Origin of the sequence: Streptomyces sp. W1SF4 (genome assembly GCF_003950035.1) — a bacterium.
Classification (GTDB): Bacteria; Actinomycetota; Actinomycetes; order Streptomycetales; family Streptomycetaceae; genus Streptomyces; species Streptomyces racemochromogenes.
Genome location: NZ_CP034350.1, coordinates 4,146,374 through 4,170,397 on the forward strand (window position 1 = coordinate 4,146,374; position 24,024 = coordinate 4,170,397).

At 73.3% G+C, this 24,024-nt stretch carries 19 protein-coding genes; 8 read left to right on the forward strand and 11 right to left on the reverse strand.

All coding sequences use genetic code 11. The features are described 5' to 3' along the window. Positions 1–28 precede the first annotated feature (28 nt). A complete protein-coding gene (locus D1J60_RS19400) occupies positions 29–1,018 on the forward strand; it encodes an aldo/keto reductase (protein WP_125821936.1) in 990 nt (329 codons plus the stop codon). Positions 1,019–1,288: 270 nt separating this feature from the next. Here the strand turns inward: D1J60_RS19400 and D1J60_RS19405 are convergent, their stop codons facing one another. The 5 genes from D1J60_RS19405 to D1J60_RS19425 form a co-directional block, all read right to left on the reverse strand. Further along, positions 1,289–1,813: a YbaK/EbsC family protein gene (locus tag D1J60_RS19405; protein WP_125821937.1), complete on the reverse strand. Its 525-nt coding sequence runs from the start codon at positions 1,811–1,813 to the stop codon at positions 1,289–1,291. Between the two features lie 34 nt (positions 1,814–1,847). Continuing rightward, entirely contained in the window at positions 1,848–2,708 is an 861-nt protein-coding gene (ddaH, locus tag D1J60_RS19410; protein ID WP_125821938.1) for a dimethylargininase, read from the reverse strand. Positions 2,709–2,952: 244 nt separating this feature from the next. Beyond that, positions 2,953–3,507 carry an RNA 2',3'-cyclic phosphodiesterase gene (thpR, locus tag D1J60_RS19415; protein ID WP_125821939.1) on the reverse strand — a complete coding sequence of 185 codons (555 nt, stop codon included), beginning with the start codon at positions 3,505–3,507 and terminating at the stop codon, positions 2,953–2,955. Positions 3,508–4,104: 597 nt separating this feature from the next. Continuing rightward, on the reverse strand, positions 4,105–5,442 hold the full coding sequence (locus D1J60_RS19420; protein ID WP_125821940.1) for an MFS transporter: 1,338 nt from the start codon (positions 5,440–5,442) through the stop codon (positions 4,105–4,107). A 25-nt stretch (positions 5,443–5,467) separates the two neighbouring features. Further along, positions 5,468–5,905 (reverse strand): MarR family transcriptional regulator, encoded by a 438-nt coding sequence (locus D1J60_RS19425; RefSeq protein WP_125603236.1) that lies wholly within the window; start codon positions 5,903–5,905, stop codon positions 5,468–5,470. 118 nt (positions 5,906–6,023) lie between these two features. Here D1J60_RS19425 and D1J60_RS19430 point away from each other — a divergent pair, with 118 nt between their 5' ends. After that, on the forward strand, positions 6,024–6,206 hold the full coding sequence (locus tag D1J60_RS19430; protein ID WP_007265601.1) for a hypothetical protein: 183 nt from the start codon (positions 6,024–6,026) through the stop codon (positions 6,204–6,206). Here the strand turns inward: D1J60_RS19430 and D1J60_RS19435 are convergent. Further along, positions 6,199–7,626 carry an NCS2 family permease gene (locus D1J60_RS19435; protein ID WP_125821941.1) on the reverse strand — a complete coding sequence of 476 codons (1,428 nt, stop codon included), beginning with the start codon at positions 7,624–7,626 and terminating at the stop codon, positions 6,199–6,201. The two genes, D1J60_RS19430 and D1J60_RS19435, sit on opposite strands and share 8 nt — an antisense overlap. Positions 7,627–7,764: 138 nt before the next feature. Between D1J60_RS19435 and D1J60_RS19440 the strand changes: the two genes are divergently transcribed. Together D1J60_RS19440 and D1J60_RS19445 are read left to right on the forward strand one after the other, a co-directional pair. Beyond that, on the forward strand, positions 7,765–8,052 hold the full coding sequence (locus tag D1J60_RS19440; RefSeq protein ID WP_125821942.1) for a DUF2530 domain-containing protein: 288 nt from the start codon (positions 7,765–7,767) through the stop codon (positions 8,050–8,052). A 100-nt stretch (positions 8,053–8,152) separates the two neighbouring features. After that, positions 8,153–10,609, forward strand: a complete 2,457-nt coding sequence (locus D1J60_RS19445) for a cation-translocating P-type ATPase (RefSeq protein WP_125821943.1) — start codon at positions 8,153–8,155, stop codon at positions 10,607–10,609. 3 nt (positions 10,610–10,612) lie between these two features. Here D1J60_RS19445 and D1J60_RS19450 read toward each other — a convergent pair whose 3' ends face one another. The 4 genes from D1J60_RS19450 to serC all read right to left on the reverse strand — a co-directional run bounded on the left by D1J60_RS19450 (position 10,613) and on the right by serC (position 16,637). Then, positions 10,613–13,690, reverse strand: coding sequence for a molecular chaperone Hsp90 (locus D1J60_RS19450; protein ID WP_125824099.1), 3,078 nt, complete (start codon positions 13,688–13,690; stop codon positions 10,613–10,615). 95 nt (positions 13,691–13,785) lie between these two features. Next, complete coding sequence (locus tag D1J60_RS19455; RefSeq protein WP_125821944.1) at positions 13,786–14,424, reverse strand: class F sortase; 639 nt, start codon at positions 14,422–14,424, stop codon at positions 13,786–13,788. Next, positions 14,417–15,196: a hypothetical protein gene (locus D1J60_RS37715; RefSeq protein ID WP_125821945.1), complete on the reverse strand. Its 780-nt coding sequence runs from the start codon at positions 15,194–15,196 to the stop codon at positions 14,417–14,419. The genes D1J60_RS19455 and D1J60_RS37715 overlap by 8 nt, the downstream gene beginning before the upstream one ends. A 322-nt stretch (positions 15,197–15,518) precedes the next feature. Continuing rightward, positions 15,519–16,637 carry a phosphoserine transaminase gene (gene serC / locus D1J60_RS19465; protein WP_125821946.1) on the reverse strand — a complete coding sequence of 373 codons (1,119 nt, stop codon included), beginning with the start codon at positions 16,635–16,637 and terminating at the stop codon, positions 15,519–15,521. On the opposite strand from serC, the gene D1J60_RS19470 reads away from it, so the two are divergent. The 4 genes from D1J60_RS19470 (at position 16,609) to nadE (ending at position 22,617) form a co-directional block, all read left to right on the forward strand. Continuing rightward, positions 16,609–19,515 carry an FAD-binding and (Fe-S)-binding domain-containing protein gene (locus tag D1J60_RS19470; protein WP_125821947.1) on the forward strand — a complete coding sequence of 969 codons (2,907 nt, stop codon included), beginning with the start codon at positions 16,609–16,611 and terminating at the stop codon, positions 19,513–19,515. The genes serC and D1J60_RS19470 overlap by 29 nt on opposite strands. A 47-nt stretch (positions 19,516–19,562) precedes the next feature. Further along, positions 19,563–20,552, forward strand: a complete 990-nt coding sequence (locus D1J60_RS19475; protein ID WP_125821948.1) for an EamA family transporter — start codon at positions 19,563–19,565, stop codon at positions 20,550–20,552. A 510-nt stretch (positions 20,553–21,062) separates the two neighbouring features. Beyond that, the gene (locus tag D1J60_RS19485) at positions 21,063–21,776 is read left to right on the forward strand and encodes a hypothetical protein (RefSeq protein ID WP_125821949.1); all 714 of its coding nucleotides are present in this window, start codon (positions 21,063–21,065) and stop codon (positions 21,774–21,776) included. Positions 21,777–21,795: 19 nt separating this feature from the next. Beyond that, positions 21,796–22,617 carry an ammonia-dependent NAD(+) synthetase gene (nadE, locus tag D1J60_RS19490; RefSeq protein WP_125821950.1) on the forward strand — a complete coding sequence of 274 codons (822 nt, stop codon included), beginning with the start codon at positions 21,796–21,798 and terminating at the stop codon, positions 22,615–22,617. Between the two features lie 513 nt (positions 22,618–23,130). Here nadE and D1J60_RS19495 read toward each other — a convergent pair. Then, positions 23,131–23,943 carry an alpha/beta hydrolase gene (locus D1J60_RS19495; RefSeq protein WP_125821951.1) on the reverse strand — a complete coding sequence of 271 codons (813 nt, stop codon included), beginning with the start codon at positions 23,941–23,943 and terminating at the stop codon, positions 23,131–23,133. Positions 23,944–24,024 lie beyond the last annotated feature (81 nt).

Here is a 24,024-nt window from a genome sequence, read left to right on the forward strand (position 1 = left end):
CGCACTCCAAGCAGTTGGCTAGTGACCCATGAAGTACACGCAGCTCGGACGCACCGGCCTCAAAGTCAGCCGCCTCGTACTCGGCACGATGAACTTCGGCCCCCAGACGGGCGAGCCGGAAAGCCACGCGATCATGGACGCCGCCCTCGACGCGGGGATCAACTTCTTCGACACGGCGAACGTCTATGGGTGGGGTGAGAACAAGGGCCGCACCGAGGAGATCATCGGCACCTGGTTCGCACAGGGCGGCGGCCGCCGCGAGAAGACCGTCCTCGCCACCAAGGTCTACGGCTCCATGTACCGCGAGGGCGAGACCTGGCCCAACTACGACCGCCTCTCCGCCCTGAACATCCGCCGGGCCGTCGAGGACAGCCTGCGCCGCCTGAAGACCGACCACATCGACGTCTACCAGTTCCACCACGTCGACCGGCGGACCCCCTTCGAGGAGATCTGGCAGGCCATCGAGGTCCTGATCCAGCAGGGCAAGATCCTCTACGCGGGCTCCTCCAACTTCCCCGGCTGGAAGATCGCCCAGGCCAACGAGACGGCCGCCCGGCGCGGCATGGTCGGCCTGGTCAGCGAGCAGTGCCTCTACAACCTCTCCGAGCGGCGCGCGGAGATGGAGGTCATCCCGGCCGCCGAGGAGTACGGGCTCGGCGTCATCCCCTGGTCCCCGCTGCACGGCGGCCTGCTCGGCGGCGTCCTCAAGAAGGAGGCCACCGTCGGCCGGCGGGCCTCGGGCCGCTCGGCGGACGCCCTCGCCAACTCGAGCGTCCGGGCGCAGATCCAGACGTACGAGGACCTCCTCGACAAGCACGGCCTGGAACCCGGCGAGGCCGCCCTGGCCTGGCTGCTGACCCGCCCCGGCATCACCGGCCCGATCGTCGGCCCGCGCACCGCCGAGCAGCTGGAGAGCGCGCTGCGGGCGGTGGAGCTGGAGCTGGGCGAGGAGGTGCTGGCCGGCCTCGAGGAGATCTTCCCGGGGCCGGGACCCTCGCCGGAGGCCTTCGCCTGGTAGGCGGGGTCCGCGGACGCACACCGCCCCGCCCGCGCTTGCGGCGCGGGCGGGGCGGTACGGGTACTTACGGGTACGGGCGTACGCGGAGCGGCCGGGGTGCGGGGGCTACTGGCCCACCGCGGCCGCCACCGCCACGACGACGAACATCAGCACGAGCACACCGGCCATGACACGGTTCCTGGTCTTCGGGTCCACCCGTCGAGACTAACGCGCTCCCACCCGAGCCCCGGGCCAGGGGCCGCGAGACGTGCGTCATGGTCACGGTCACGGTCACGGTCGAAGGCGTACGGCGGCCGGCTCCGCGCTGACCGGTGCGACGCGCGGCCGCACCAGTGCCAGGTAGCCGGCCGTGCTCAGCGCCACCGAGACGTCGAGGCGGCCGGCGTTGAACCAGATCTCCTCGTGTTCCAGCAGCGCCGGGTCGACGACCACCTCCACGGCCGGGTCGAAGCTCACCGGCATGATCGACCCGCTGACGCAGCCCGTCAGCTCCTCGGCGACCTCGCGGACGGCGAAGGAGGCGTTCGTGCCGCCGTACTCGGCCCGTACCGCCTCCAGGTCCACGCGGCAGTGCCCCGGCACCACGGCGATCACGTAACGGCGCTGTTTGCGTCCCAGCGCCACTCTGATGACCAGGCACTTGGCGGCCTGTTCGAGGCTGTGGCCGCGTATCAGGCTGGCCAGGTCGGTACGCCCCTCCGGGGCGTGGCGCAGCAGCCGGTGGCCGGCTCCCGCGTCCGCCAGGAGGTCGAGCAGGCGGGCGTGGCTGTCCGCGATCGCGGTCGCAGAGGTCACAACTGTCCTTTCCGGAAACTACGTCGGTGGTGACTCAGCGGTCGCGCAGCTCCAGGGTGCAGCACTTCACGCTGCCGCCCGCCTTGAGGAGCTCGGAGAGCCCGACCCCGACGGGCTCGAAGCCGCGCGCGCTGAGCTGGGCCGTCAGGCCGGTCGCCGCCTCCGGCAGCAGCACGTGGCGGCCGTCGGAGAAGGCGTTCAGCCCGAAGACCGCGGCGTCCTCGGCGGTGGCGAGGATCGCGTGGGGGAACATCGTGCGGAGCACGGCCCGGCTGCCCTCGGAGAAGGCGGCCGGGTAGTACATGACCTCGTCGTCGGAGAGCACGGCCAGGGCCGTGTCCAGGTGGTAGTACTCCGGGTCGACGAGGGTCAGGCTCGTCACCGGCAGGCCGAAGAACTCCTGGGCCTCGGCGTGCGAGCGCGGGTCGGTGCGGAAGCCGGTGCCGGCGAGGATGCGGCGGCCGACGGTGAGGAAGTCGCCCTCGCCCTCGTTGACGTACTCGGGCCACAGCACGTCGCGGTAGCCGCGGCGCTCGAACCAGCCCAGGTACGCGGGGCCCTCGGCGGTGCGCTGCGCGTGCCGGAACCGCGCGCCGTAGACCTTGCCGTCGACGACGGTGGCGCCGTTCGCGGCGAACACCATGTCGGGCAGGCCCTCGACGGGGTCGATCTCCTCGACGAAGTGGCCGAGTTCGCGGTACAGGTCGCGCAGCCGCTCCCACTGGCGGACGGCGAGGGCGGGGTCGGTGCTGTTCTCCGGGTGCATCCAGGGGTTGATCGAGTACGTGACGTCGTAGTGCCGGGGTCGGCACATCAGCAGCCTGCGGCGGGTGGCGACGCGCGCGGGGGCCGTCGGGGCGGCCGTCGGGGTGGTGGTCGGCTCGGTGAGCGGCACGGGGACTCCTTCGAGGGTGGCCGGAGGGGCTCCGGGCCGGCCCGCGGGGTGGTGGCGGGCCGGCCGTCGGTGCGGTGGGGCTTGGATGCGGGTGCGGGCGTGCGTGCGTCAGCGGGCGGCTTGCCAGGTACTGGTCCGGAGCATGCCGGGGTCGCCTCTACTGCTTCTGTTTCACCGGAATCCGGATTCCGGGCCCCGACGTGCGGGCCACCGGGGGATGAACCGTCCCCGAACGCTCAACGCCTCAGCCGTGGAGCGGCCAGGCCTCGACGACCTCGTAGCGGGGCTGCTCGCCGGGGACGCCGGAGGAGGGGAGGTTGCTGCGGACCAGGCTGAGGGTGTCGACCTGCCAGGGCGTGCCCTCGAAGCCGGCGAGGGCGTCGAGGCAGGGCCGCAGGTCGGTGCCGGGGCGGCCGCGGGCGAGGGTGAGGTGCGGGGTGTAGCGGCGGTGGTGCTCCATGGCCACCCCGGCCCGGCGGGCGGCGGCCTCGGCCCGCTCGGCGAGCAGCCGCATCGCGTCGGTGCCGCCGGCGGCGCCGGTCCACAGGGCGCGGTCCCCGAAGTGGCCGATGCCGTGGAGGCGGAGGGGGAAGGGGGCGCTGCGGTGGGCCGCGCGGGCGAGGCGGGCGCGGAGGTCGGGGAGGAGGGGGTCGGGGACCTCGCCCATGAAGGCGAGCGTGAAGTGCCAGCCCGCTTGCGCGGTCCACCGCAGTCCGTCGGGGCGCGGCGCCGCGGCGAGGGCGTCGCGCAGCTCGGCGACCGCGCCGGTGCCGGGGAGGACGGCGGCGAAGACTCTCACGTCTCCGACGGTACCGTCCGCGCCCGGGCGGGGTCGGCGTGCCGCTGCGCGGAGCGGTCCCCGACCCGCCCTTCCTCCGTTCCCCGGGGCTGCGCCCCGGACCCCCTGGGGGCTGCGCCCCGGGCCCCCCCGGGGCTGCGCCCCGGACCCCCTGGGGGCTGCGCCCCGGGCCCCCTGGGGGCTGCGCCCCGGGCCCCCTGGGGGCTGCGCCCCGGGCCCCCTGGGGGCTGCGCCCCGGGCCCCCTGGGGGCTGCGCCCCGGGCCCCCTGGGGGCTGCGCCCCGGGCCCCCTGGGGGCTGCGCCCCGGGCCCCCTGGGGGCTGCGCCCCGGGCCCCCTGGGGGCTGCGCCCCGGACCCCCTGGGGGCTGCGCCCCGGACCCCCTGGGGGCTCCGCCCCCAGACCCCCGCGCCTCAAACGCCGGCGAGGCTGGATACGTCCAGCCCGCGCGGCGTTTGAGCGCACCGGGGCGGAGCCCCGTTCTTCCAGCCCCGCCGGCGTTTGAGGCGCGGGGTCAGGGGCGGCGCCCCTGGGAACGGGGGAAGGGCGGGTAGGGGACAGCTCCGCGCAGCGGGCCGCCGCCCCCGCCCGGCCAGGGTTTACGCGGCGGGGGCCAGTTCGCGGCGCGCCACGGCCGGGACGAAGACGACGCCGTGGCGGTTCAGGCGGAGCCGGAGGTTGCCCACGCGGGACAGGACCAGGCCGACCGCCACCGCCGCGGCGAGGGAGATCAGGCCGCCCGCGGCCATGCCGAGCCGCGCCCCGTACGTGTCCGTGATCCAGCCGACGAGCGGGGCACCGACCGGGGTGCCGCCGGTGAACACCATCATGAACAGGGCCATCACCCGCCCCCGCATCTCGGGGTCGGTGGCCATCTGGACGCTGGAGTTCGCCACGACGTTGACGGTCAGCCCGAACATCCCGATCGGCACCAGCAGCACCGCGAACAGCCAGAAGCCCGGCGCGAACGCGGTGACCAGCAGCAGGACCGAGAAGAGCGCCGCCGCCGTCACCAGCAGCCGCAGGCGGGAGTGTCCTCGGCGGGCCGCCAGCAGGGCGCCGGCCAGGGAGCCGGCCGCGATGAGCGTGTTGAACAGCCCGTAGGTGCCCGCGTCGCCGTGGAAGACGTCGTCGGTGAAGGCCGACAGCCAGATCGGGAAGTTGAACCCGAAGGTGCCGATGAAGCCCACCAGCACGATCGGCCAGACCAGCTCGGGCCGGCCCGCGACGTAGCGCAGGCCTTCGCGCAGCTGTCCCTTGGCGCGCGGCTGCGGGGTGACGGGGTGCAGTTCGCGCGTGCGCATCAGCAGGAGGCCCGCGATGGGCGCGGCGAAGGAGAGGCCGTTGAGCAGGAAGGCCCAGCCGGAGCCGACGGCGGTGATGAGCACGCCGGCGATCGCCGGGCCGACCAGCCGCGCGGACTGGAAGTTCGCGGAGTTCAGGCTGACGGCGTTGGCGAGCTGCGCGGGGCCGACCATCTCGGAGACGAACGTCTGCCGGGCCGGGTTGTCCACGACGGTGACCAGGCCGATCAGGAAGGCGGCGAGGTAGACGTGCCAGACCTGGACGTCGCCGGCCAGGGTCAGCGCGGCGAGTGCGATGCCGGTGAGGCCCATCGCGCTCTGGGTGGCGATCAGCAGCGGCCGCTTGGGCAGCCGGTCGGCGAGTACGCCTCCGTAGAGCCCGAAGAGCAGCATCGGCAGGAACTGCAGGGCGATGGTGACGCCGACGGCGGACGCGGAGCCGGTCAGGGAGAGGACCAGCCAGTCCTGCGCGATGCGCTGCATCCAGGTGCCCGTGTTCGAGACGACCTGGCCGGTGGCGAAGAGCCGGTAGTTCCGGATCTTCAGCGAGCTGAACATGGAGTTCCCGCTCGCGGTGGTGGTAGTGGTGGATGTATGGCCGGGTGCGGAGTCTGCTCCGGTTCCCGTACTCAAAAGCGTTCGCCTCCTGGCGTCGTTCCTACAGGTGGGCGAGCTTCTCCAGGACGGGTGCGGCCGCGCGGAGCTTGGCCCATTCGTCCTCGGTGAGCTCGGCCGCGAGCCCGGCCAGGAAGGCGTTGCGCTTGCGACGGCTCTCTTCGAGCATCGTCTCGGCCTCCTCGGTCTGGCGGACCACCTTCTGGCGGCGGTCCTCGGGGTGCGGCTCCAGCGTGACCAGTCCCTTGGCTTCCAGCAGCGCGACGATGCGGGTCATCGACGGGGGCTGGACGTGCTCGCGCCGGGCCAGCTCGCCGGGGGTGGCGTGGCCGCAGCGGGCGAGGGTGCCGAGCACCGACATCTCGGTCGGGCTGAGCGATTCGTCGACGCGCTGATGCTTCAGGCGCCGGCCCAGCCGCATCACGGCGGAGCGCAGATCGTTCACGGCGGCGGCGTCGTCGCCATGGGAGAGGTCATGCATGTCTTTAGAATAACTCATTACTCTGTCTAAGGAAAAACGGTTTCGATCTCACTCGTACGGGTGAGTGCGCGGCGGAAAGTGACACGCGTGAGCGCCCTCTGGCCCGACTCTTTCGGGCATGGGGACACATGTGCTGAGCATGCGCATAGACGGGGAGCTGCTGGAGCGGCTCCGGCACCATGCCGCCAAACGCGGAATGAGCGTCCAGGACTATGTGGTCCGGACGCTCATTCGCGATGACTTCGACGAGCGGTTCAAGGCCGCCGTCGACGAGACGGAGAAGTTCTACGGGCTCACGTGAGGCCGAGGGCCGGCATCGCGTAGTAGAAGACGAAGACCGCGGAGACGGCGTACATGGCGGCCGGGACCTCGCGGCCCCGGCCCGTCGCCAGCCGCAGCACGGCGAAGGTGATGAAGCCGATGCCGATGCCGTTGGTGATCGAGTAGGTGAAGGGCATCATCACCATGGCCATGAAGGCCGGGACGGCGATGGTGAAGTCGCTCCAGTCGATGTCCCGGACCGAGCCCGCCAGGATCAGGAAGCCGACCGCGACGAGCGCGGGGGTGGCGGCCTGCGAGGGGACCATCGTGGCGAGCGGGGTCAGGAAGAGCGAGACGGTGAAGAGGGCGCCGGTCACCACGTTGGCCAGGCCCGTGCGGGCGCCCTCGCCGACGCCCGCCGTGGACTCCACGAAGCAGGTGGTGGCGGAGGACGAGGTGGCGCCGCCGGAGGCGACGGCCAGGCCGTCGATGAGCAGGACCCGGTTGATCCCGGGGAAGGTGCCGTCCGACCTGGTCAGCTTGGCCTCGTCGCCGACGCCGAGGATGGTGCCCATCGCGTCGAAGAAGCAGGACAGCAGGACGGTGAAGACGAACAGGGCGCCGGTGAGGAAGCCGACCTTGCCGAAGCCGCCGAAGAGGCTGACCTGGCCGACGAGCCCGAAGTCCGGTGCGGCGACCGGGTTGCCGGGCCACTGCGGGACGGTCAGGCCCCAGGCGAGGTCCGGCAGGTCGGCGATGAGCTGCACGGCGACCGCGACGACGGTCATCACGACGATGGAGATCAGGATCGCGCCGGGCGTCTTGCGGATGAGCAGGGCGAGCGTGAGCAGCACGCCGACGACGAAGACGAGGACGGGCCAGCCGTGCAGGTGGCCGTCGCTGCCGAGCTGGAGCGGCACCGTGGTGTGGGCGGCGTCCGGGATGCGGGTGACGAAGCCGGAGTCGACCAGGCCGATCAGCATGATGAACAGGCCGATGCCGATCGCGATGCCCTTGCGCAGGCCCTGCGGGACGGCGTTCATGACGCGCTCGCGCAGGCCGGTGGCGACCAGCAGCATCACGACGAAGCCGGCGAGGACGACCATGCCCATGGCGTCGGGCCAGCTCATGCGCGGGGCCAGCTGGAGGGCCACGACGGTGTTGACGCCGAGGCCGGCGGCCAGGGCGATCGGGACGTTGCCGATGACCCCCATGAGGAGCGTGGAGAAGGCTGCCGTCAGGACGGTGGCGGTGACGAGCTGGCCGCCGTCGAGCTGGTGCCCGTACATGTCCTTCGCGCTGCCCAGGATGATCGGGTTCAGCACGATGATGTAGGCCATCGCGAAGAAGGTGGCGAAGCCGCCCCGGACCTCGCGGGCGACGGTCGAGCCGCGCTCGGAGATCTTGAAGTACCGGTCCAGGCCGGTGGTGGGGGCCGCGGCGGGTGCCGAGGTGCTCATGCGGTCCTCAAACGGGTCTATTGGGCGGTTCATACGAACGAATCCGGTCGTAGACAAACCGTTTCAGTATGAACACATGAACGAAGGGCCGTCCATCTCCGCGCGTAGACCCGAAATCGGCCACCTAGACTTGACCCCATGGCGAAGTGGACTGCGAAGCACGAGGCGCCCGAGCCCCTGGAGGGCCCGGTTGTCGCCACCATCACCGGCGGCACGATCCTCTGGTTCGCCATGTTCCTCGTCCAGCTGCCCTTCTACGGCTGGTTCGCCGACCGCGACCTGCTGTGGTGGGTGTGGACCTGCGCCGCCGGCGGCGGCCTCGGCCTGATCGGCATCTGGTACGTCCGCGGCCGCGACGCCGCCCTCAAGCGTCACGCCGCTGCCGCTGCCGCCCACGGGGAGCCGGGTCCCGCCGCACAGGACTGACCCGGGGCGGGCGACCTCGGGACGATTCGGGTCATCCTGAAGTCGGATCTTCCGACCGCTCGGCGGGTGAACCGTTCGAACCGCCCTTACCGTCGAAAACATGACGCAGCGGGCGAGGATCGACCAAGACGGGCCGGAACGGGCCGGCGGCGCCGCCATCGACGCGGGCGCCGAGCTCGACCCCGTACACCCGGTGAACCCCCCCGCCCCCCGCTTCAAGCCGGCCGGCCTCAGCACCGCCGAGGTCGCCGAACGCGTCGCGCGCGGCGACGTCAACGACGTCCCCGTCCGCTCCTCCCGCTCCACCGCCGACATCGTCCGGGCCAACGTCTTCACCCGCTTCAACGCCATCATCGGCGTCCTCTGGGTGATCATGCTGATCGTCGCGCCCATCCAGGACAGCCTCTTCGGCTTCGTGATCATCGCGAACACCGGCATCGGCATCATCCAGGAACTCCGCGCCAAGAAGACCCTCGACGGCCTCGCCGTCATCGGCGAGGCCAAACCCGGCGTCCGCCGCGACGGCACCACCGCCGAGGTCTCCACCTCCGAGATCGTCCTCGACGACGTCATCGAACTCGGACCCGGCGACAAGGTCGTCGTCGACGGCCTCGTCGGCGAGGCCGACGGACTGGAGATCGACGAGTCCCTCCTCACCGGCGAAGCCGACCCCGTCCTGAAGAAGCCCGGCGACCAGGTCATGTCCGGCTCCTTCGTCGTCGCCGGCGGCGGCGCCTTCACCGCCACCAAGGTCGGCCGCGAGGCCTACGCCGCCCAGCTCGCCGAAGAGGCCTCCCGCTTCACCCTCGTCCACTCCGAGCTGCGCTCCGGCATCTCCACCATCCTCAAGTACGTCACCTGGATGATGATCCCGACCTCCATCGGCCTGATCATCAGCCAGCTCGTCGTGAAGGAATCCAACCTCAAGGACTCCATCGCCCGCACCGTCGGCGGCATCGTCCCGATGATCCCCGAGGGACTCGTCCTCCTCACCTCCGTCGCCTTCGCCATCGGAGTCATCCGGCTCGGCCGCAAACAGTGCCTCGTCCAGGAACTCCCCGCCATCGAGGGCCTCGCCCGCGTCGACGTCGTCTGCCTCGACAAGACCGGCACCCTCACCGAAGGCGGCATGGACGTCACCGAGCTGCGCCCGCTCGGCGGAGCGGAGACCGCCTACGTCGAGAAGGTCCTCGGCGCCCTCGGCGAATCCGACCCCCGGCCCAACGCCAGCCTCCAGGCCATCATCGACGCCTACCCCGACAGCACCGAGTGGCGCTGCACCGAATCCCTGCCCTTCTCCTCCGCCCGCAAGTACAGCGGCGCCAGCTTCAGCGAGGGCGACGGCGAGAACAACACCTGGCTGCTCGGCGCCCCCGACGTGCTCCTCCCCGCCGGCGACCCCGCCCTCGACGAGATCAACGGCCTCAACGAACAAGGCCTACGGGTCCTCCTGCTGGCCCGCTCCGCCCGCGAACTCGACGACCCCGCCGTCGCCACCGGCGTACGCCCCACCGCCCTCGTCGTCCTCGAACAGCGGCTGCGCCCCGACGCCGCCGACACCCTGCGCTACTTCGACGAGCAGAACGTCAAGGCCAAGGTCATCTCCGGCGACAACGCCGTCTCCGTCGGCGCCGTCGCCGGCAAGCTCGGCCTGCCCGGCGCGCACCACACCGTCGACGCCCGCGAGCTGCCCGCCGAGCGCGCCGAGATGGCCCAGGTCCTCGACGGGAACTCCGTCTTCGGCCGCGTCACCCCCCAGCAGAAGCGGGACATGGTCGGCGCCCTCCAGTCCAACGGCCACACCGTCGCCATGACCGGCGACGGCGTCAACGACGTCCTCGCCCTCAAGGACGCCGACATCGGCGTCAGCATGGGCTCCGGCTCCGAGGCGACGAGGGCCGTCGCCCAGATCGTGCTGCTCAACAACAGCTTCGCCACCCTCCCGTCGGTGGTCGCCGAGGGCCGCCGGGTCATCGGTAACATCACCCGCGTCGCGACCCTCTTCCTCACCAAGACGGTCTACTCGGTGCTGCTGGCCGTCCTGGTGGTGTGCGCGCAGGTCGAATACCCCTTCCTGCCGCGCCACCTCACCCTGCTGTCCACCCTCACCATCGGCATCCCGGCCTTCTTCCTGGCGCTCGCCCCCAACAAGGAACGCGCCAGGCCGCACTTCGTGAAACGGGTGATGCGCTACGCGATCCCCGGCGGCACCATCGCGGCCGTCGCCACCTTCGTCACCTACCTGATCGCCCGCGCCCACTACAGCGGACCCGACTCCCTCAAGGCCGAGACCAGCGCCGCCACCCTCACCCTGTTCCTGACCTCCATGTGGGTCCTCGCGATCATCGCCCGCCCCTACACGTGGTGGCGCGTCGCCCTGGTCGGCGCGATGGGCGCCGCCTTCCTCGTCGTCCTCGTCGTGCCCTGGCTCCAGGACTTCTTCCAGCTCAAGCTGGAGGGCGTGACCATGCCGTGGATCGCGGTCGCCATCGCGGCGGCAGCCTCCGCCGCGATCGAGTTCACCTTCCGGTGGGTGGACCGCCGCTTGCCCGCCTAGCGGTCAGTCGAACCAGCGGTCCCGGGCCAGTTCCGCCGTCCGTGACGGGTCCTCCAGCAGGGCCGCCACCTCGAAGCGGCGCGGCCACTGCGACGCCGACCAGGCCAGACCCGCCGCCACGCCCTCCAGGGTCGCCGCGTGCAGCACCCCGTCCGGGGTGAGCCGCCAGTCCAGCTCCGTGCCGCCCGCCACCAGCTCCTCGTGCTCCACGTACGTCGCCGGGGTCGTCGGGCCCAGCAGGATCCGCACCGACTCCGGGACCTCGTGCTCCTCGCCCGGCGTCGTCACCTCCGCCGGGACCGTCTCCGACAGGCGGCGCACCTGGAACAGGTCCGCCAGGTCCCCCGCACGGGACGGGGAGACCGGCAGCAGGGGCAGGCCCGCCGTCAGCGGGAGCAGGTCGGGGGCGTCCGCGACGACCGCGTCGGCCGCGTCCACCACGACCACCTCGCCGTCCACCACCGCCCGCAGCTCGTCCGGCAGCGTCACCTGCTCCGGGTCCAGGTCGGCCAGCGCCCCGTACAGGCCGTGCAGCTGGTGCCCGGTGACCTCCCGGTCCGGGTCGGCGAGGCGGGACAGGAGCTCGGCCGCGCCGCCGGGCTCCTCCAGCAGGGCGCGCACGGACGTGCGTACGCCCAGGGCCCGCAGCACCTGCTCGTCCTCAAAGCCCGTCGCGTCCGCCGGGGTGTACAGGCCCGCCAGCAGCGGGTCGCCGCCCGCCGCCCGCAGACCGGCCGGGCGGCGACCGTCCAGCACCGGGTGGTCGCGCAGCCACCAGGCGGTGTACGAGCGCACCGACCGCGTGGTGCCGTCCGGCAGCAGGATCCGCACCGGCTGGGTCAGGGCGTCGCGCAGCGGCGGCTGCGCCAGCATCGCCAGCGCCTGCGGCCAGCGGTCGTCGTCGACGAGGTCCAGGTCCCGCACGGCGATCAGCTCGGTGGCCACCGGCGGCACCGGGGTGTCGGGGAACTGGTCGAGCAGGTCCTCGCACCACACGTCGACGGCGTCCAGCAGGCCGGCGTCGTCGGGCTCGGCGAAGTCACCCTCGCGGGGCTCCAGTTCGTCCGGGTCGAGGACCACGTCGGTGGCGCGGACCAGCTGGAAGGCGGTCAGCACCCCGCACGCGGCCAGCGTGTCCGCGTCCCAGCGGGCGGCGAACTCGGCGTCCAGGTACGGGACCTCGTCCTCGCGCAGCACCGACGCCAGCGGGCTCCCGGCGAGCAGCAGCTCCCCGGCCGGGGCGAGTTCCCCGTCCTCGTCGGGCAGGGCCAGCGCGCCCAGCCAGGGCTCCTCGCCCGGGGCCAGGCCGGCCGCGCGGACCAGGTTCAGGACGGTGTCGGCGAGCTCCTCCGGGTCCGGCGCGTCCTCGTCCCAGACCTCGCCGGCGTCCAGGGAGGCGGCCACGGCGGCACGGACCTGCGGGGTCGTCAGGACGGCGCGCGCGGTGGCGGGGAGCGCGCCCAGCTTCTCCAGCAGCGGGTGCGCGGCGTCCGGGTGGGCCACCTTCAGGCCGAGGCGGGCCAGATCGGCGGGGGTGTCGGGGCCGGGCAGCAGGACGTGGCGCGGGCCGATGGTGGTGCGGCCGTCGGCGAGCGGCACGGGCAGGCCCGAGAGCCGGTCGGGGTCCACCCCGGCCAGGGTGTCGTAGAGGCGGTGCCACCACTGCGGGGTGCGCTCGATGCCGGCGATCCGCTCGATGGCCTCGCCGAGCGGCAGCCGGCCCACGCCCAGGGTGCGCAGCTCGGGGCGGCGTTCCAGCCCGGCGGGCAGCAGCGTCGGGAGGACCTCCGCGAGGACGCGTACGGTGTCGGCGCCGGCGCCCTCCACGACCTCGGCCTCGAAGGGCCGCAGCGACGGGAGTTCCTCCGTGGGCGCGGCCGGGGCGAGGAACGCGGTGCGGGGCAGCCGCTGGAGGACGGCGGCGCGCAGGGCGCCGTCGAGCGGGCTCGCGCCGAGCGGGCCGGGCACGAGGTCGACCAGGGCGGTGCTCACCGGCTCCCAGGCGCCCAGGAGTTCGGCGTAGGCGTCGGCGGCGCGCTCGACGAGGAAGTCGGTCAGCGGTCCGGGCGCCGGGTGGCGGCGGGTGGTGTCCAGCGGCAGGGAGGCGATGAGCAGGGCGGGGACGCCGAGGGGCTCGTCGGTGGGGGTCGGGGCGTGCACGACGGGCGCGGTGCGGGGGCGTACGGGGGCGCCGTCGGGGTCGACGGGGGCGGCCCAGGTGACCGTCCAGTCGGGCCGCAGCCGTTCCTCGACGGGCCGGTCGGCGAGGAGGGCGGGGTCGATGGGGCCGGTGTGGCGTACGGTGCGCCAGCGGTGGGTGCCGGAGGCGGAGTCCTCGATGACGGTGTACGGGCCGTCCATGCGCCGGAACAGGACGCGGTGTCCGGAGGAGGGGGTTTCGATGACGACCTCGCGCAGCCCGGGCAGGGTCAGCAGCAGGGCGTCGTCGATGCCGGCCAGCAGGCGTTCGGCGAGGTCCTCGGCGGCGGCGTCGCGCAGCGGGAGGACGACGACGGTGTCGTAGCCCTCGGGGGCGGTGCCCTCGGCGGGCAGCGGCAGCCGCAGCAGCGGTACGTGGCCGTCGCGGCGGCGGAGTTCGTCCCCGAGGCCGGGGCTGAAGGCCGCGGCCTCGCGGGCCAGCTCGCGTGCCTCGGCGAGGGACCAGCGGACGCCGCCGTGGCGGCCGAGCACCGCCGGCTCGTCGGAGACGGCCAGCACGGCGGCGAAGCCGACGCCGAAGCGGCCCACGGAGCCCTGGTCGTTCTCCCGCTTGGCAGAGGCGCGCAGGGTGCTCAGCGACTCGACGCCCGTCGCGTCCAGCGGGGCCCCGGTGTTGGCGGCGGCCAGCACGGCGGGGCCGTCGGGTCCGGCGGGGTGCAGGGTCAGGCGCAGCCGGCCGGGGACCTTGGCGCGGGCGGCGGCGTCGGCGGCGTTCTGGGCCAGCTCGACGACGAGCCGGTCCCGGTAGCCGCCGAGCGCGAGGTCCTCCTCGGCGTTGGCGTCCTCGCGGAACCGGGCCGGGCCCGCGCCCCACGCGTCGAGCACCGCCCTCCGCAGCCGGGCGGTGCTGAAGGGGTCCATGCCGCTCCCGGCCGCCGTCACTCGCACGTTCACGCCGCATGCCTCCACGCTGTACCGCGTACTCCTCTGGAGTGCTGAAGGTATCGCGTGGTGGGCTACGCCTTGCCCGTGAGGTGGGCGAACACGACGACGTTGGAGTCCCAGTGGCGGTCGGCGGTGAGGTCGCCGCCGCAGGTGATCAGGCGGAGTTCGGCCTTGCCGTGGGTGTCGCCGTAGACCTTGCCGGTGGGGAAGGCGTCCTTCTTGAAGGTGTCGACGGAGTCGACGGTGAAGACGGCGGTGGTGCCGTCGGTGCGGTGGACCTCGATCTGCTGGCCCTTCCGCAGGGTCTTGAGGTTGTGGAAGACGGCCTCGGGGGCCTGCGGGGTGTCCATGTGCCCGACGATCGCGGCCGCGCCGGCCTCGCCGGGGGTGGGGCCCTGCTCGTACCAGGCGGCGTCGTCCGGTCTGGCGAAGTCCGGTTCCCGCATGACGCCCTGGGCGTCGAGGCCGACGGCGTCGAGCGGGGCGTCGACCCCGATGCCGGGGATCTCGATCCGGTCGGGGACGGACGGGGGCAGGACGGAGGCCGCCGTCCGGGGTGTGGGGGTTCTCGGGGTGGTCCCGTGCGCCGCGGCGCCGGCCGAGCAGCCGGTGGCCAGGGCCAGGGCCAGGGCGAGGGCCGGGGCCCCCGCCAGGGCGGCGGCGCGGCGTGCGCGGCCGCCCTGGCAGCGGGAGGGGGCGGTCTCAGGCATCGGCGGGGGCCTGGCCGGTGTTCACGGAGCCCTTGGGAGTCTTGTGCTCGGAGGGCTTCAGCGGGAGCGGCTTCACGTCCGGGTTGCCCTTGGCCTCGACGGAGAACTTGGCGGTGTCGAACTTCTCGCCGCCCGCGAAGGCGTCGACCCCGTAGTAGCCGGTCCTGACGTCCTTGGCGACGGTCGCGGTGCCGGTGAAGGTGCCGTGGCCGTCGTTCTTCAGGTCGACGCGGCCGCCGGCGAAGGCGCCGGACTTCACGTGGGCGTCCTTGGCGGTGGTCTTCACGGTGACGGTGACCTTGTCGCCGGGCCGGCCGAAGTCGGTGGAGAGGCGGAGCGTGGAGGGGGCCGGGGTGGGCGGCTTCGGGGCGTCGCCCTTCTTCACGGTGAGCCGGGTGCTCGCCTGGAGCTTGGTGCCGTCGGGGGCGCTGCCGGTGAGGGAGACGCCGTAGGAGCCGTCCTTGACGTCGGCGACCTTGGCGGTGGCGCTCCAGCCGCCGTCCTTGCCCGGGGTGAGCGGGACGCCGCCGAGGGCGGCGGAGGAGACGGCGAGGTTCTGGGAGCCGGCCGGGGCGGTCACGGTGACGCTGATGGCGTCGCCGGGCTTCACGGGCGAGGTGGGCACCTCCACGCGGGCGGAGGCGGCGGGGTGCGTGCTCGCGGTGGGGGAGGGGGCGGTGGTGGGGGTGCCGGCGGCGAAGGCGGTGGTGGCGCCGCCGAGGGCCAGGGACGTGGTGAGGGCTACGGCGGTGAGGGTGAGGGCCTTGCGCATGGGTTCCTCCTGTACGGAACGGGCTGTACGGAACGGGCCGGCCGGGGGTCGTTCCCGGCACACCGGACAAGAGGGGCATTCGGGGTGTTCGGTTTCCGGCGCGGGCCGGTGCCCGGAGGGGCGGGCCGAAGGTCCCGCGGGGTGGACGTGCAGGTGGGAGCGGGGTGATGGGCGTCCGTTTACTGGGTTTTTGCCCCGAATTTCGGGACGAAAGTCCCGGCGCGGGGGACAGCCCGGAACGCGGAAGCCCCCGGCGCCGGGACGGCGTCGGGGGCTCCACAGGTACGGGCGGTGTGACGGGCGGGGCCCGTCAGCCGTCAGGTCAGAGCTGCTCGATCACGTAGTCGATGCAGGCCGTCAGCGCCTGCACGTCCGCCGGGTCGATCGCCGGGAACATCGCGATGCGCAGCTGGTTGCGGCCCAGCTTGCGGTACGGCTCGGTGTCCACGATGCCGTTGGCGCGCAGCACCTTCGCCACCGCCGCCGCGTCGATGTCGTCCGAGAAGTCGATCGTGCCGATGACGGCGGAGCGCTTCCCGGCGTCCTGCACGAACGGGCTCGCGTACTTCGACGCCTCGGCCCAGCCGTACAGGTTCCGCGCGCTGGCCGCCGTACGGCCCGTCGTGAACTCCAGACCGCCCTGCGAGTTCATCCACTCCAGCTGCTGGTCCAGCAGGAAGAGGGTGGACAGCGCCGGGGTGTTGTACGTCTGGTTCTTCAGGGAGTTGTCGATCGCCGTCGGCAGCGAGAAGAACTCCGGGATGTGCCGCCCCGACGCGTGCACGCGCGCGGCCCGCTCCAGGGCGGCCGGGGAGAACGCCGCCAGCCACAGGCCGCCATCCGAGGCGAAGGACTTCTGCGGGGCGAAGTAGTAGACGTCCGTCTCGGTGATGTCCACCGGGAGGCCGCCCGCGCCCGACGTCGCGTCCACCAGGACGAGCGACCCGGCGTCCGCGCCCGCGACGCGCTTCACCGGCGCCGCGACACCCGTCGAGGTCTCGTTGTGCGTGTACGCGTACACGTCCACGCCCGCCTCGGCGACCGGCTCCGGGTGCGTGCCCGGCTCCGAGGAGATCACCGTCGGCTCGTCCAGCCACGGCGCGAGCTTCGCCGCCTTGGCGAACTTCGACGAGAACTCGCCGAACGTCAGGTGCTGGGACTTCCGCTCGATCAGACCGGCGGTCGCGACGTCCCAGAAGGCGGTCGAGCCGCCGTTGCCCAGGATCACCTCGTAACCCTCGGGCAGGGAGAAGAGGTCCCGGAGGCCCTGGCGCACCGAGCCGACCAGGTTCTTGACCGGGGCCTGGCGGTGGGAGGTGCCGAGCAGGGAGGTACCGGTGGCGGCGAGGGCGTCCAGCGCCTCGGTCCGCACCTTGGAGGGGCCCGCGCCGAAGCGACCGTCGGCGGGCTTGATGTCAGCGGGAATCTGGATCTCAGCCACGAGCGGAGCGTATCGGGTCCCGGACCGGGCGTCGGAGGCGCGTCCACCCGGTGAGACGCCCCGCACCGGTGGGAAGGTGGGCGCCGTGACGTCGACCGGGGAACTCCAGCGGACATTGCGGGCAGAGCTGCGCGGGGAGGTGGACTTCGGCGCCGCCGCACGGGCCCTCGCCACCATGGACGCCTCGAACTACCGACGGGTACCCGTCGGGGTCGTCGCCCCGCGCGACACCGAGGACGTGGCCGCCGCCCTGCGGATCTGCGCCGACGCCGGCGTGCCCGTCGTACCGCGCGGCGGCGCCACCTCCATCGCCGGACAGGCCACCGGCACCGGCGTCGTGCTCGACCTCACCCGGCACATGAACGCCCTCGTGTCCCTCGACCCGGCGGCCCGGACGGCCGTCGTCCAGCCCGGGCTCGTCCTCGACCGGCTGCGCGACGCGGCCCGCCCCCACGGCCTCACCTTCGGCCCCGACCCCTCCACCCACTCCCGCTGCACCCTCGGCGGGATGATCGGCAACAACGCGTGCGGCGCCCACTCCGTCGCCTGGGGCACCACCGCCGACAACGTCGAGGAGCTGACGGTGGTCCGCTACGGAGGCGCCCCCCACCGGATCGGCACGGGCTGGGCCGGCGCGCCCGCCGGACTGCGGGAACTCGTCGACACCCACCTCGCCGTGCTCCGCACCGGCCTCGCCGCCGGATCATTCTCCCGCCGCATCTCCGGCTACGGCGGCCTCCACGCCCTCCTCCCCGAACACGGAACCCGGCTCGCGAGGGCCTTCTGCGGCAGCGAAGGCACCCTCGGCGTGGTCACCGAAGCAGTGGTGCGCCTCGTCGAGCAGCCTCCCGCACCGGTCCTCGCGGTACTCGGATACCCCGACGAGAGCGCCGCCGCGGACGCCGCCGCCGGACTCCTCGGACACGGGCCGCTCACCGTCGAGGGCATGGCCGAGGACCTCGTGCGCGGCGCCCGCGGCCTCCCCCGCGGCAGGGCCTGGCTCTTCGTGGAGATGCCCGACGAGGACGCCGGACGGCGCCTGCTGCGCGACGCCGACGCGCTCGACGCGGCCCTCCTCACGGACCCGGCCGCGCAGCGCGCCCTCTGGCGGATCCGCGAGGACGCCGCCGGCACCGCCACCCGCGCCCCCTCCGGCGCGATGGCCTGGCCCGGATGGGAGGACTGCGCCGTCCCGCCCGCCCGGCTCGGCGCCTACCTGCGGGAGTTCCGGGCCCTGCTGGCACGGCACGGGCTGCACGGAACCCCGTACGGGCACTTCGGGGAGGGCTGCGTCCACGTCCGGATCGACTTCGACCTGGTCTCGGCGGCGGGCCGGGCCCGCTTCCGGGCCTTCTCGGAGGAACTGGCCGGCCTGGTCGTCGCCCACGGCGGCTCCCTGTCCGGGGAGCACGGCGACGGACAGGCCCGCGCGGAACTGCTGCCGCGCATGTACGGGCCACGGGTCATGGAGCTGTTCGGGGCGTACAAGGACGTGTGGGACCCGGCGGGCGGCATGAACCCCGGCATCCTGGTCCGCCCGGCCCGGCTGGACGACAACCTCCGGTTCGCCGTGGCGGCGAACGGTTCCGCGCTGGGGGAGGAGGTGGTGCGGTGCGTCGGCGTCGCCAAGTGCCGCGGCACCGACACCGGCGGCCCGGGCGTGATGTGCCCGTCGTACCGGGCCACCGGCGAGGAGCGGCACTCCACGCGCGGCCGGGCCCGGCTGCTGCACGAGATGCTGGCCGGGGAGGTCATCACCGGCGGCTGGCGCTCCCCGGAGGTCGCCGAGGCCCTCGACCTCTGCCTCGGCTGCAAGGGCTGCCGCGGCGACTGCCCGGTCGGCGTGGACGTCGCCGCGTACAAGGCGGAGTTCCTGCACCGCCACTGGTCCTGCCGCCTCCGGCCGCTCTCGCACTACACCCTGGGCGGCCTCCCCACCTGGCTCCGGCTGATCGCCGCACTGCGCGCGGCCGGCGCCGTCAACGCCGCCGGACGCGTCCTGCGGATCCCGGGGCTGGCCCGCGAGCGGAGCCTGCCGGCGGTGGCGGGGGTGCCGTTCACGCGGTGGTGGGGGGCGCGGCCCGGCACGGCCGCGGGCGGGGCGGGCGGTGCGGGCGGGGGCGGGGTGGACGTGGCGGGGGCCGCGGTGGACGTGACCCTGTGGCCCGACACCTTCACCGAGTACTTCACCCCCGAGGCCGGCCGGGCCGCCGTCCGGGTGCTCACGGCGGCCGGCCTCGGCGTCACCGTCCCCGCCGGGGGCCGGGTGTGCTGCGGGCTGACCTACGTCTCCACCGGCCGGCTGGACCGCGCCCGCGCGGTGCTCCGGCGCACCCTGGACACCCTCGACACGACGGGGGCGGTACGGGGACCCGTGCTGGTCCTCGAACCCAGCTGCGCGGCGGCCCTGCGCACCGACCTCCCGGCCCTCCTCCCCGACGACCCCCGCGCCCACCGCCTCGCCGCGGCCGTCCGCACCTTCGCGGAGACCCTGGAGGAGCACGCCCCCCACTGGACCCCGCCCCGCCTGGACCGGCCCGTCGCCGGGCAGACCCACTGCCACCAGCACGCCGTCCTCGGCGACGCCGCCGACCGGCGGCTGCGCGCACGCGCCGGGCTGACGGGGGAGCTCAGCGGCGGCTGCTGCGGCCTCGCGGGCAACTTCGGCTTCGAGCCGGGCCACCACGCCGTCTCGGTGGCGTGCGCCGAGGAACAGCTGCTGCCGTCGCTGCGCACGGCCGCGCCCGACGCCGCGGTGCTGGCGGACGGGTTCTCGTGCCGCACCCAGATCGCGCAGCTGGGCGGGCGGCGGGCGCGGCACCTGGCGGAGCTCCTGGCGGAGGGGCTGCTGCCGGGGGTGCCGGGGGAGGGGCTGTAAGGCAGGACACTCGCTGATGGGTCTTACGCACCCCTTAGGCTGGATTCATGCCCGCACCATCCTCTTCGTCCCCGAAGACCGCCGCCACGGCTTCCGCTCCGCCCTCCGGTCCGGTTTCCGCTTCGGTTTCCGGTCCGGTTTCCGGTCCGGTTTCCGGTCCGGTTTCCGGTCCCGCCCGGGCCTCCCGGCTCGGGCCGGTCGCGCTGGTGGTCTCGGCCGGGGTGTCGGTGCAGTTCGGGGCCGCCCTCGCGGTGATGGTCATGCCCAGGGTGGGCGCGGCGGGCGTCGTCACGCTGCGGCTCGCGGCCGCCGCGCTGGTGCTGCTCGTCCTGTGCCGGCCCAAGGTGCGCGGCTACGGGCGTTCCGACTGGGGGACGGTGATCGCCTTCGGCGTCGCCATGGCCGGCATGAACGGCCTCTTCTACCAGGCCATCGACCGCATCCCGCTCGGCCCCGCCGTCACCCTGGAGGTGCTCGGCCCGCTCGCCCTGTCCGTGATCGTCTCGCGCCGCCTGGTGAACCTGCTGTGGGCCGCCCTGGCCCTGGCCGGCGTCGCCCTGCTGGCCGGCCACGGCGGAGGAGGCCTCGGCGGCCTCGACCCGCTCGGCGCCGGCTTCGCGGTGGGCGCGGGCGCGATGTGGGCGGCGTACATCGTCTTCAGCGCCCGTACCGGCCGCCGTTTCCCGCAGGCGGACGGCTTGGCCCTGGCGATGGCAGTGGCCGCGGTCATCTCGCTCCCGCTGGGCGTGGCGGAGGCCGGCTCCGACCTCCTCACCCCGAGCACGCTGGCACTGGGCCTCGGCGTCGCGGTGCTGTCGTCGGTGCTCCCCTACACGCTGGAGCTCCTCGCCCTGCGCCGCCTCCCGGCCCCGACCTTCGCGATCCTGATGAGCCTGGAACCGGCCATCGCGGCGACCGCGGGCTTCCTGGTCCTGAGCCAGGCGATGTCACCGCTGGACGCGCTCGCGATCGCCCTGGTGATCACGGCCAGCATGGGGGCGGTCCGGTCGCAGAGGGAGCCGAGGGAAGCCGGCTGAGGGGGTCCCCCGGGGCGGTCTCAGAGCGGGTTGGGGGCTTCCCGTCAGTCCCATCGTCCTTCCGGTTCGGGCCGGTCCCTCAAGGGCGCTCCTTCGTCGCGTCACTTCGTGATCGCCTTCGGCGACCCTTGACCGACCGCCCCGAACCGGAAAGCCGAAAGACTGCCGGGAAACCCCCAAAGAAACGGGACGGATGATCCTGGAGGGAGGCCTCTCTCAGCGCTGAGGCGAGGGGCCGGGCGTCGGCCCGTCCGACATACGGCTCCCTATGTCCGTGATTCCGGACCAGGGGCGCGACCACCCGCACGAGAGGTTGATCCAGGCGACCTGGGAGTCCGGCAGGCGCAACAGATCGCTACGCGCTCCTCTCGTCCCAGCGTCAGACGACCGCCTTGGGCTGATACCCGCACCAGAGGACGATCAGATCGGCCCAGGGATCCGACAGGCGCGACAGATCGCTACGCGCTCCTCACATCTCAGCGTCCGCCGGCCGTCCCCCATCATGAGGACGTGCTGCATGTACTCGATTCCCCTGGCGGACTGACCGACAGGGCACGGCGATTCCTGTCCGCGCGGGCCCGCACCGTTCCGTTCCCGACCATCGAGAACCCGGGCGACGCGGAGGTCGCCGAGCGGCTCGCCCGCTTTCCTGGGGTGGACAAGGACGTGGTCCTTGCCGGTCTCCGCCGTGCGCAGGCCCGTTACGGCGGGCTGGTCTACCGGACTTCGGCGTGGTCGTTCGAGGAGGAGATCCGGTTCGAGCCGTGGCCCTTCTACAAGGCGAGCGCGGAACACGGTCCGCTGGGGCAGTTCATCGGTCACGGGGTGGCGCACCCGTACTCCGTGACGCTCCGAGGTGACGGCGCGGTGGTGTACCGGTTCGGCCGGGACGTGGCGGTGTTCCCGGACGTGGACGCCCTCATCGAGGCGGACGCCCTGTACTGGGAGTGCGAGAGCTGGATCCCCGTGGTCGAGCCGAAGCCCGGGCAGTCTCCGGTCGGGGTGTGGGAGGCGGCGTCCCGGCTGCCCCTGATCGGGGAGGGCCATACGGAGTGGTGGTGGGAGTCCGACGGCTTCCGGGTGCACCTGTGGCGGACGTTCGCGGAGCTCTTCGACCAGGAGCGTTTGGTGAAGTGGGGAGTCTGGGCGCGGGACGAGGCAGGGGTGCGGGCCGCCCGACGGTTCCTCGCGGGCCTTCCCGTTAGGGTGGACGGCACATCGTGAACCGGAACAAGGAGCAGACGTGAGCGGCATCGCCCTGCAGCAGGAGATCGCCCGGGAACTCCAGGTCGCCGAGACCTTCGAGGCCGAGCGGGAGATCGAGCGCCGGGTGGCCTTCCTCACCGAGCGGCTGACCTCCACGGGTCTGCGGTCCCTCGTCCTGGGCATCAGCGGCGGTGTCGACTCGACCACCTCGGGCCGGCTCTGCCAGCTCGCCGTCGAGCGGGCCCGCGAGGCGGGGCACGAGGCGCGGTTCTACGCGATGCGGCTGCCCTACGGCGTCCAGGCCGACGAGCACGACGCGCAGCTCGCGCTCTCCTTCATCCAGGCCGACCACGTCCTGACCGTGGACATCAAGCCCGCCAGTGACGCGGCGCTCGACGCCTCGGTGGCTGCCGGGGTGACCTTCCGCGACGCGGCCCACCAGGACTTCGTGCACGGCAACATCAAGGCCCGCCAGCGGATGATCGCCCAGTACGCGGTGGCCGGCGCGCACGCGGGCCTGGTGGTCGGCACCGACCACGCCGCCGAGGCCGTCTCCGGGTTCTTCACCAAGTTCGGTGACGGCGCGGCGGACCTGGTCCCGCTGACCGGCCTGACCAAGCGCCGGGTGCGCGCCATCGCCGACGCCCTGGGCGCCCCCGCCGAGCTGGTGTGGAAGACCCCGACGGCCGACCTGGAGACCCTCGACCCGGGCAAGGCCGACGAGGACGCCCTCGGCGTCACCTACGACGACATCGACGACTTCCTCGAAGGCAAGCCGGTGGACGCGCGCGCCTACGAGACGATCGTCAACCGCTACCGCCTCACGGAGCACAAGCGCCAGCTCCCCATCGCCCCCTGAACACCAGCCCAGGACGGCCGCCATCCGCCAATCCGGCAGGAGCGCGTAGCGATCTGTCGCGCCTGTCGGATGCCTAGGTGGATCTGTTCGTCCTTTGGTGCGGGTATCAGCCCGGGACGGTCGTCGGACGCTGAGATTCGAGGAGCGCGTAGCGATCTGTCGCGCTTGGGGGCTTCCCAGGTCGGTCTGATCAACCTCTCGTGCGGGTAGCCGCGCACCCGGCCCCGAATCCCGGCTCTTGAGGACCCGGATGCCCGGCGGGCCGGCGCCCGGCTCCTCGTCTGATCCCTGAGACGGCCGTCCCCCCACCATGGACCGTGCCGTTTCTTCGGGGGTTTCCCGGCAGTCTTTCGGCCTTCCGGTTCGGGTCGGTCGGTCAAGGGTCGCCGAAGGCGATCACGAAGTGACGCGACGAAGGAGCGCCCTTGAGGGACCGGCCCGAACCGGAAGGACGATGGGACTGACGGGAAGCCCCCGACCTTCTCCGAGACCGCCCCGCCGGCACCCCGCCCCTCACACCCCGTCGAGGAACCGGCCCACCTTCGCCGCGAAGGCTTCGGGCTCGGCGGTGTAGACGAAGTGGTCGGTGTCGAGTTCCGTCAGGGTGGTGCCGGGGCGGCGTTCCGTCATGGCGCGGGCCTGGTCGGCCGGGATGACGCCCCGGGTGCCGCGTACGAGCAGTGCCGGGCAGGTGGAGGCCGTCCAGTCGGCCCAGTGGTCGCCGTGGACGTGGTGTTCGGAGTCGTGCATCTCCCGGGGGTGGAAGGGCAGGCGCCAGCTGCCGTCGGCGTTCTCCCGGAGCCGGTCGGAGAAGTACGGCGCGGCCGGGCCGAGGCCCGCGACCAGCGCCTCGCGGGTCGGGGCCTCGTACGGGAGCTGCAGCAGGAACGCCAGGGGGTTGGAGCCGTCCAGCCCGAGCGCGGCCGGGCCCTCGGCGTTGACGAGGGCGCTCACGCGCTCGGGGTGGCGCGCGGTGAACTGGTAGGCGTTGATGGCGCCGAGGGAGTGGCCGAGCAGGACGACGCGCTCCAGCCCCAGGTGGTCCAGGAGGGCGCCGACGTCGGAGAGGTATCCCTCCCGCGTGTAGTCGGCGGCGCGGTCGGACTCGCCCTGGCCGCGCTGGTCCGGGGCGATCACCCGCCACTCGGGGCCGAGAGTGCGGGCGAGGCCGGCGAACGTGGCGCCCTCGGACAGGTGGCCGTGCAGGGCGACCAGTGGGCGGCCGGTGCCGCCGAAGTCGAGGTAGGACAACCGGCGGCCGTCGATGGTGAGTTCGGACCGGGTGGGGGCGGCGGGGGTGAGGGCGGTGGTGTCGTTCGCGGTCATGGTGTTCTTCCCTTCGCGGTGCGGTCGCACCTTGACGTGAAGAACCATAACCAGAATCCATACAGACGTTCAATACGTCTG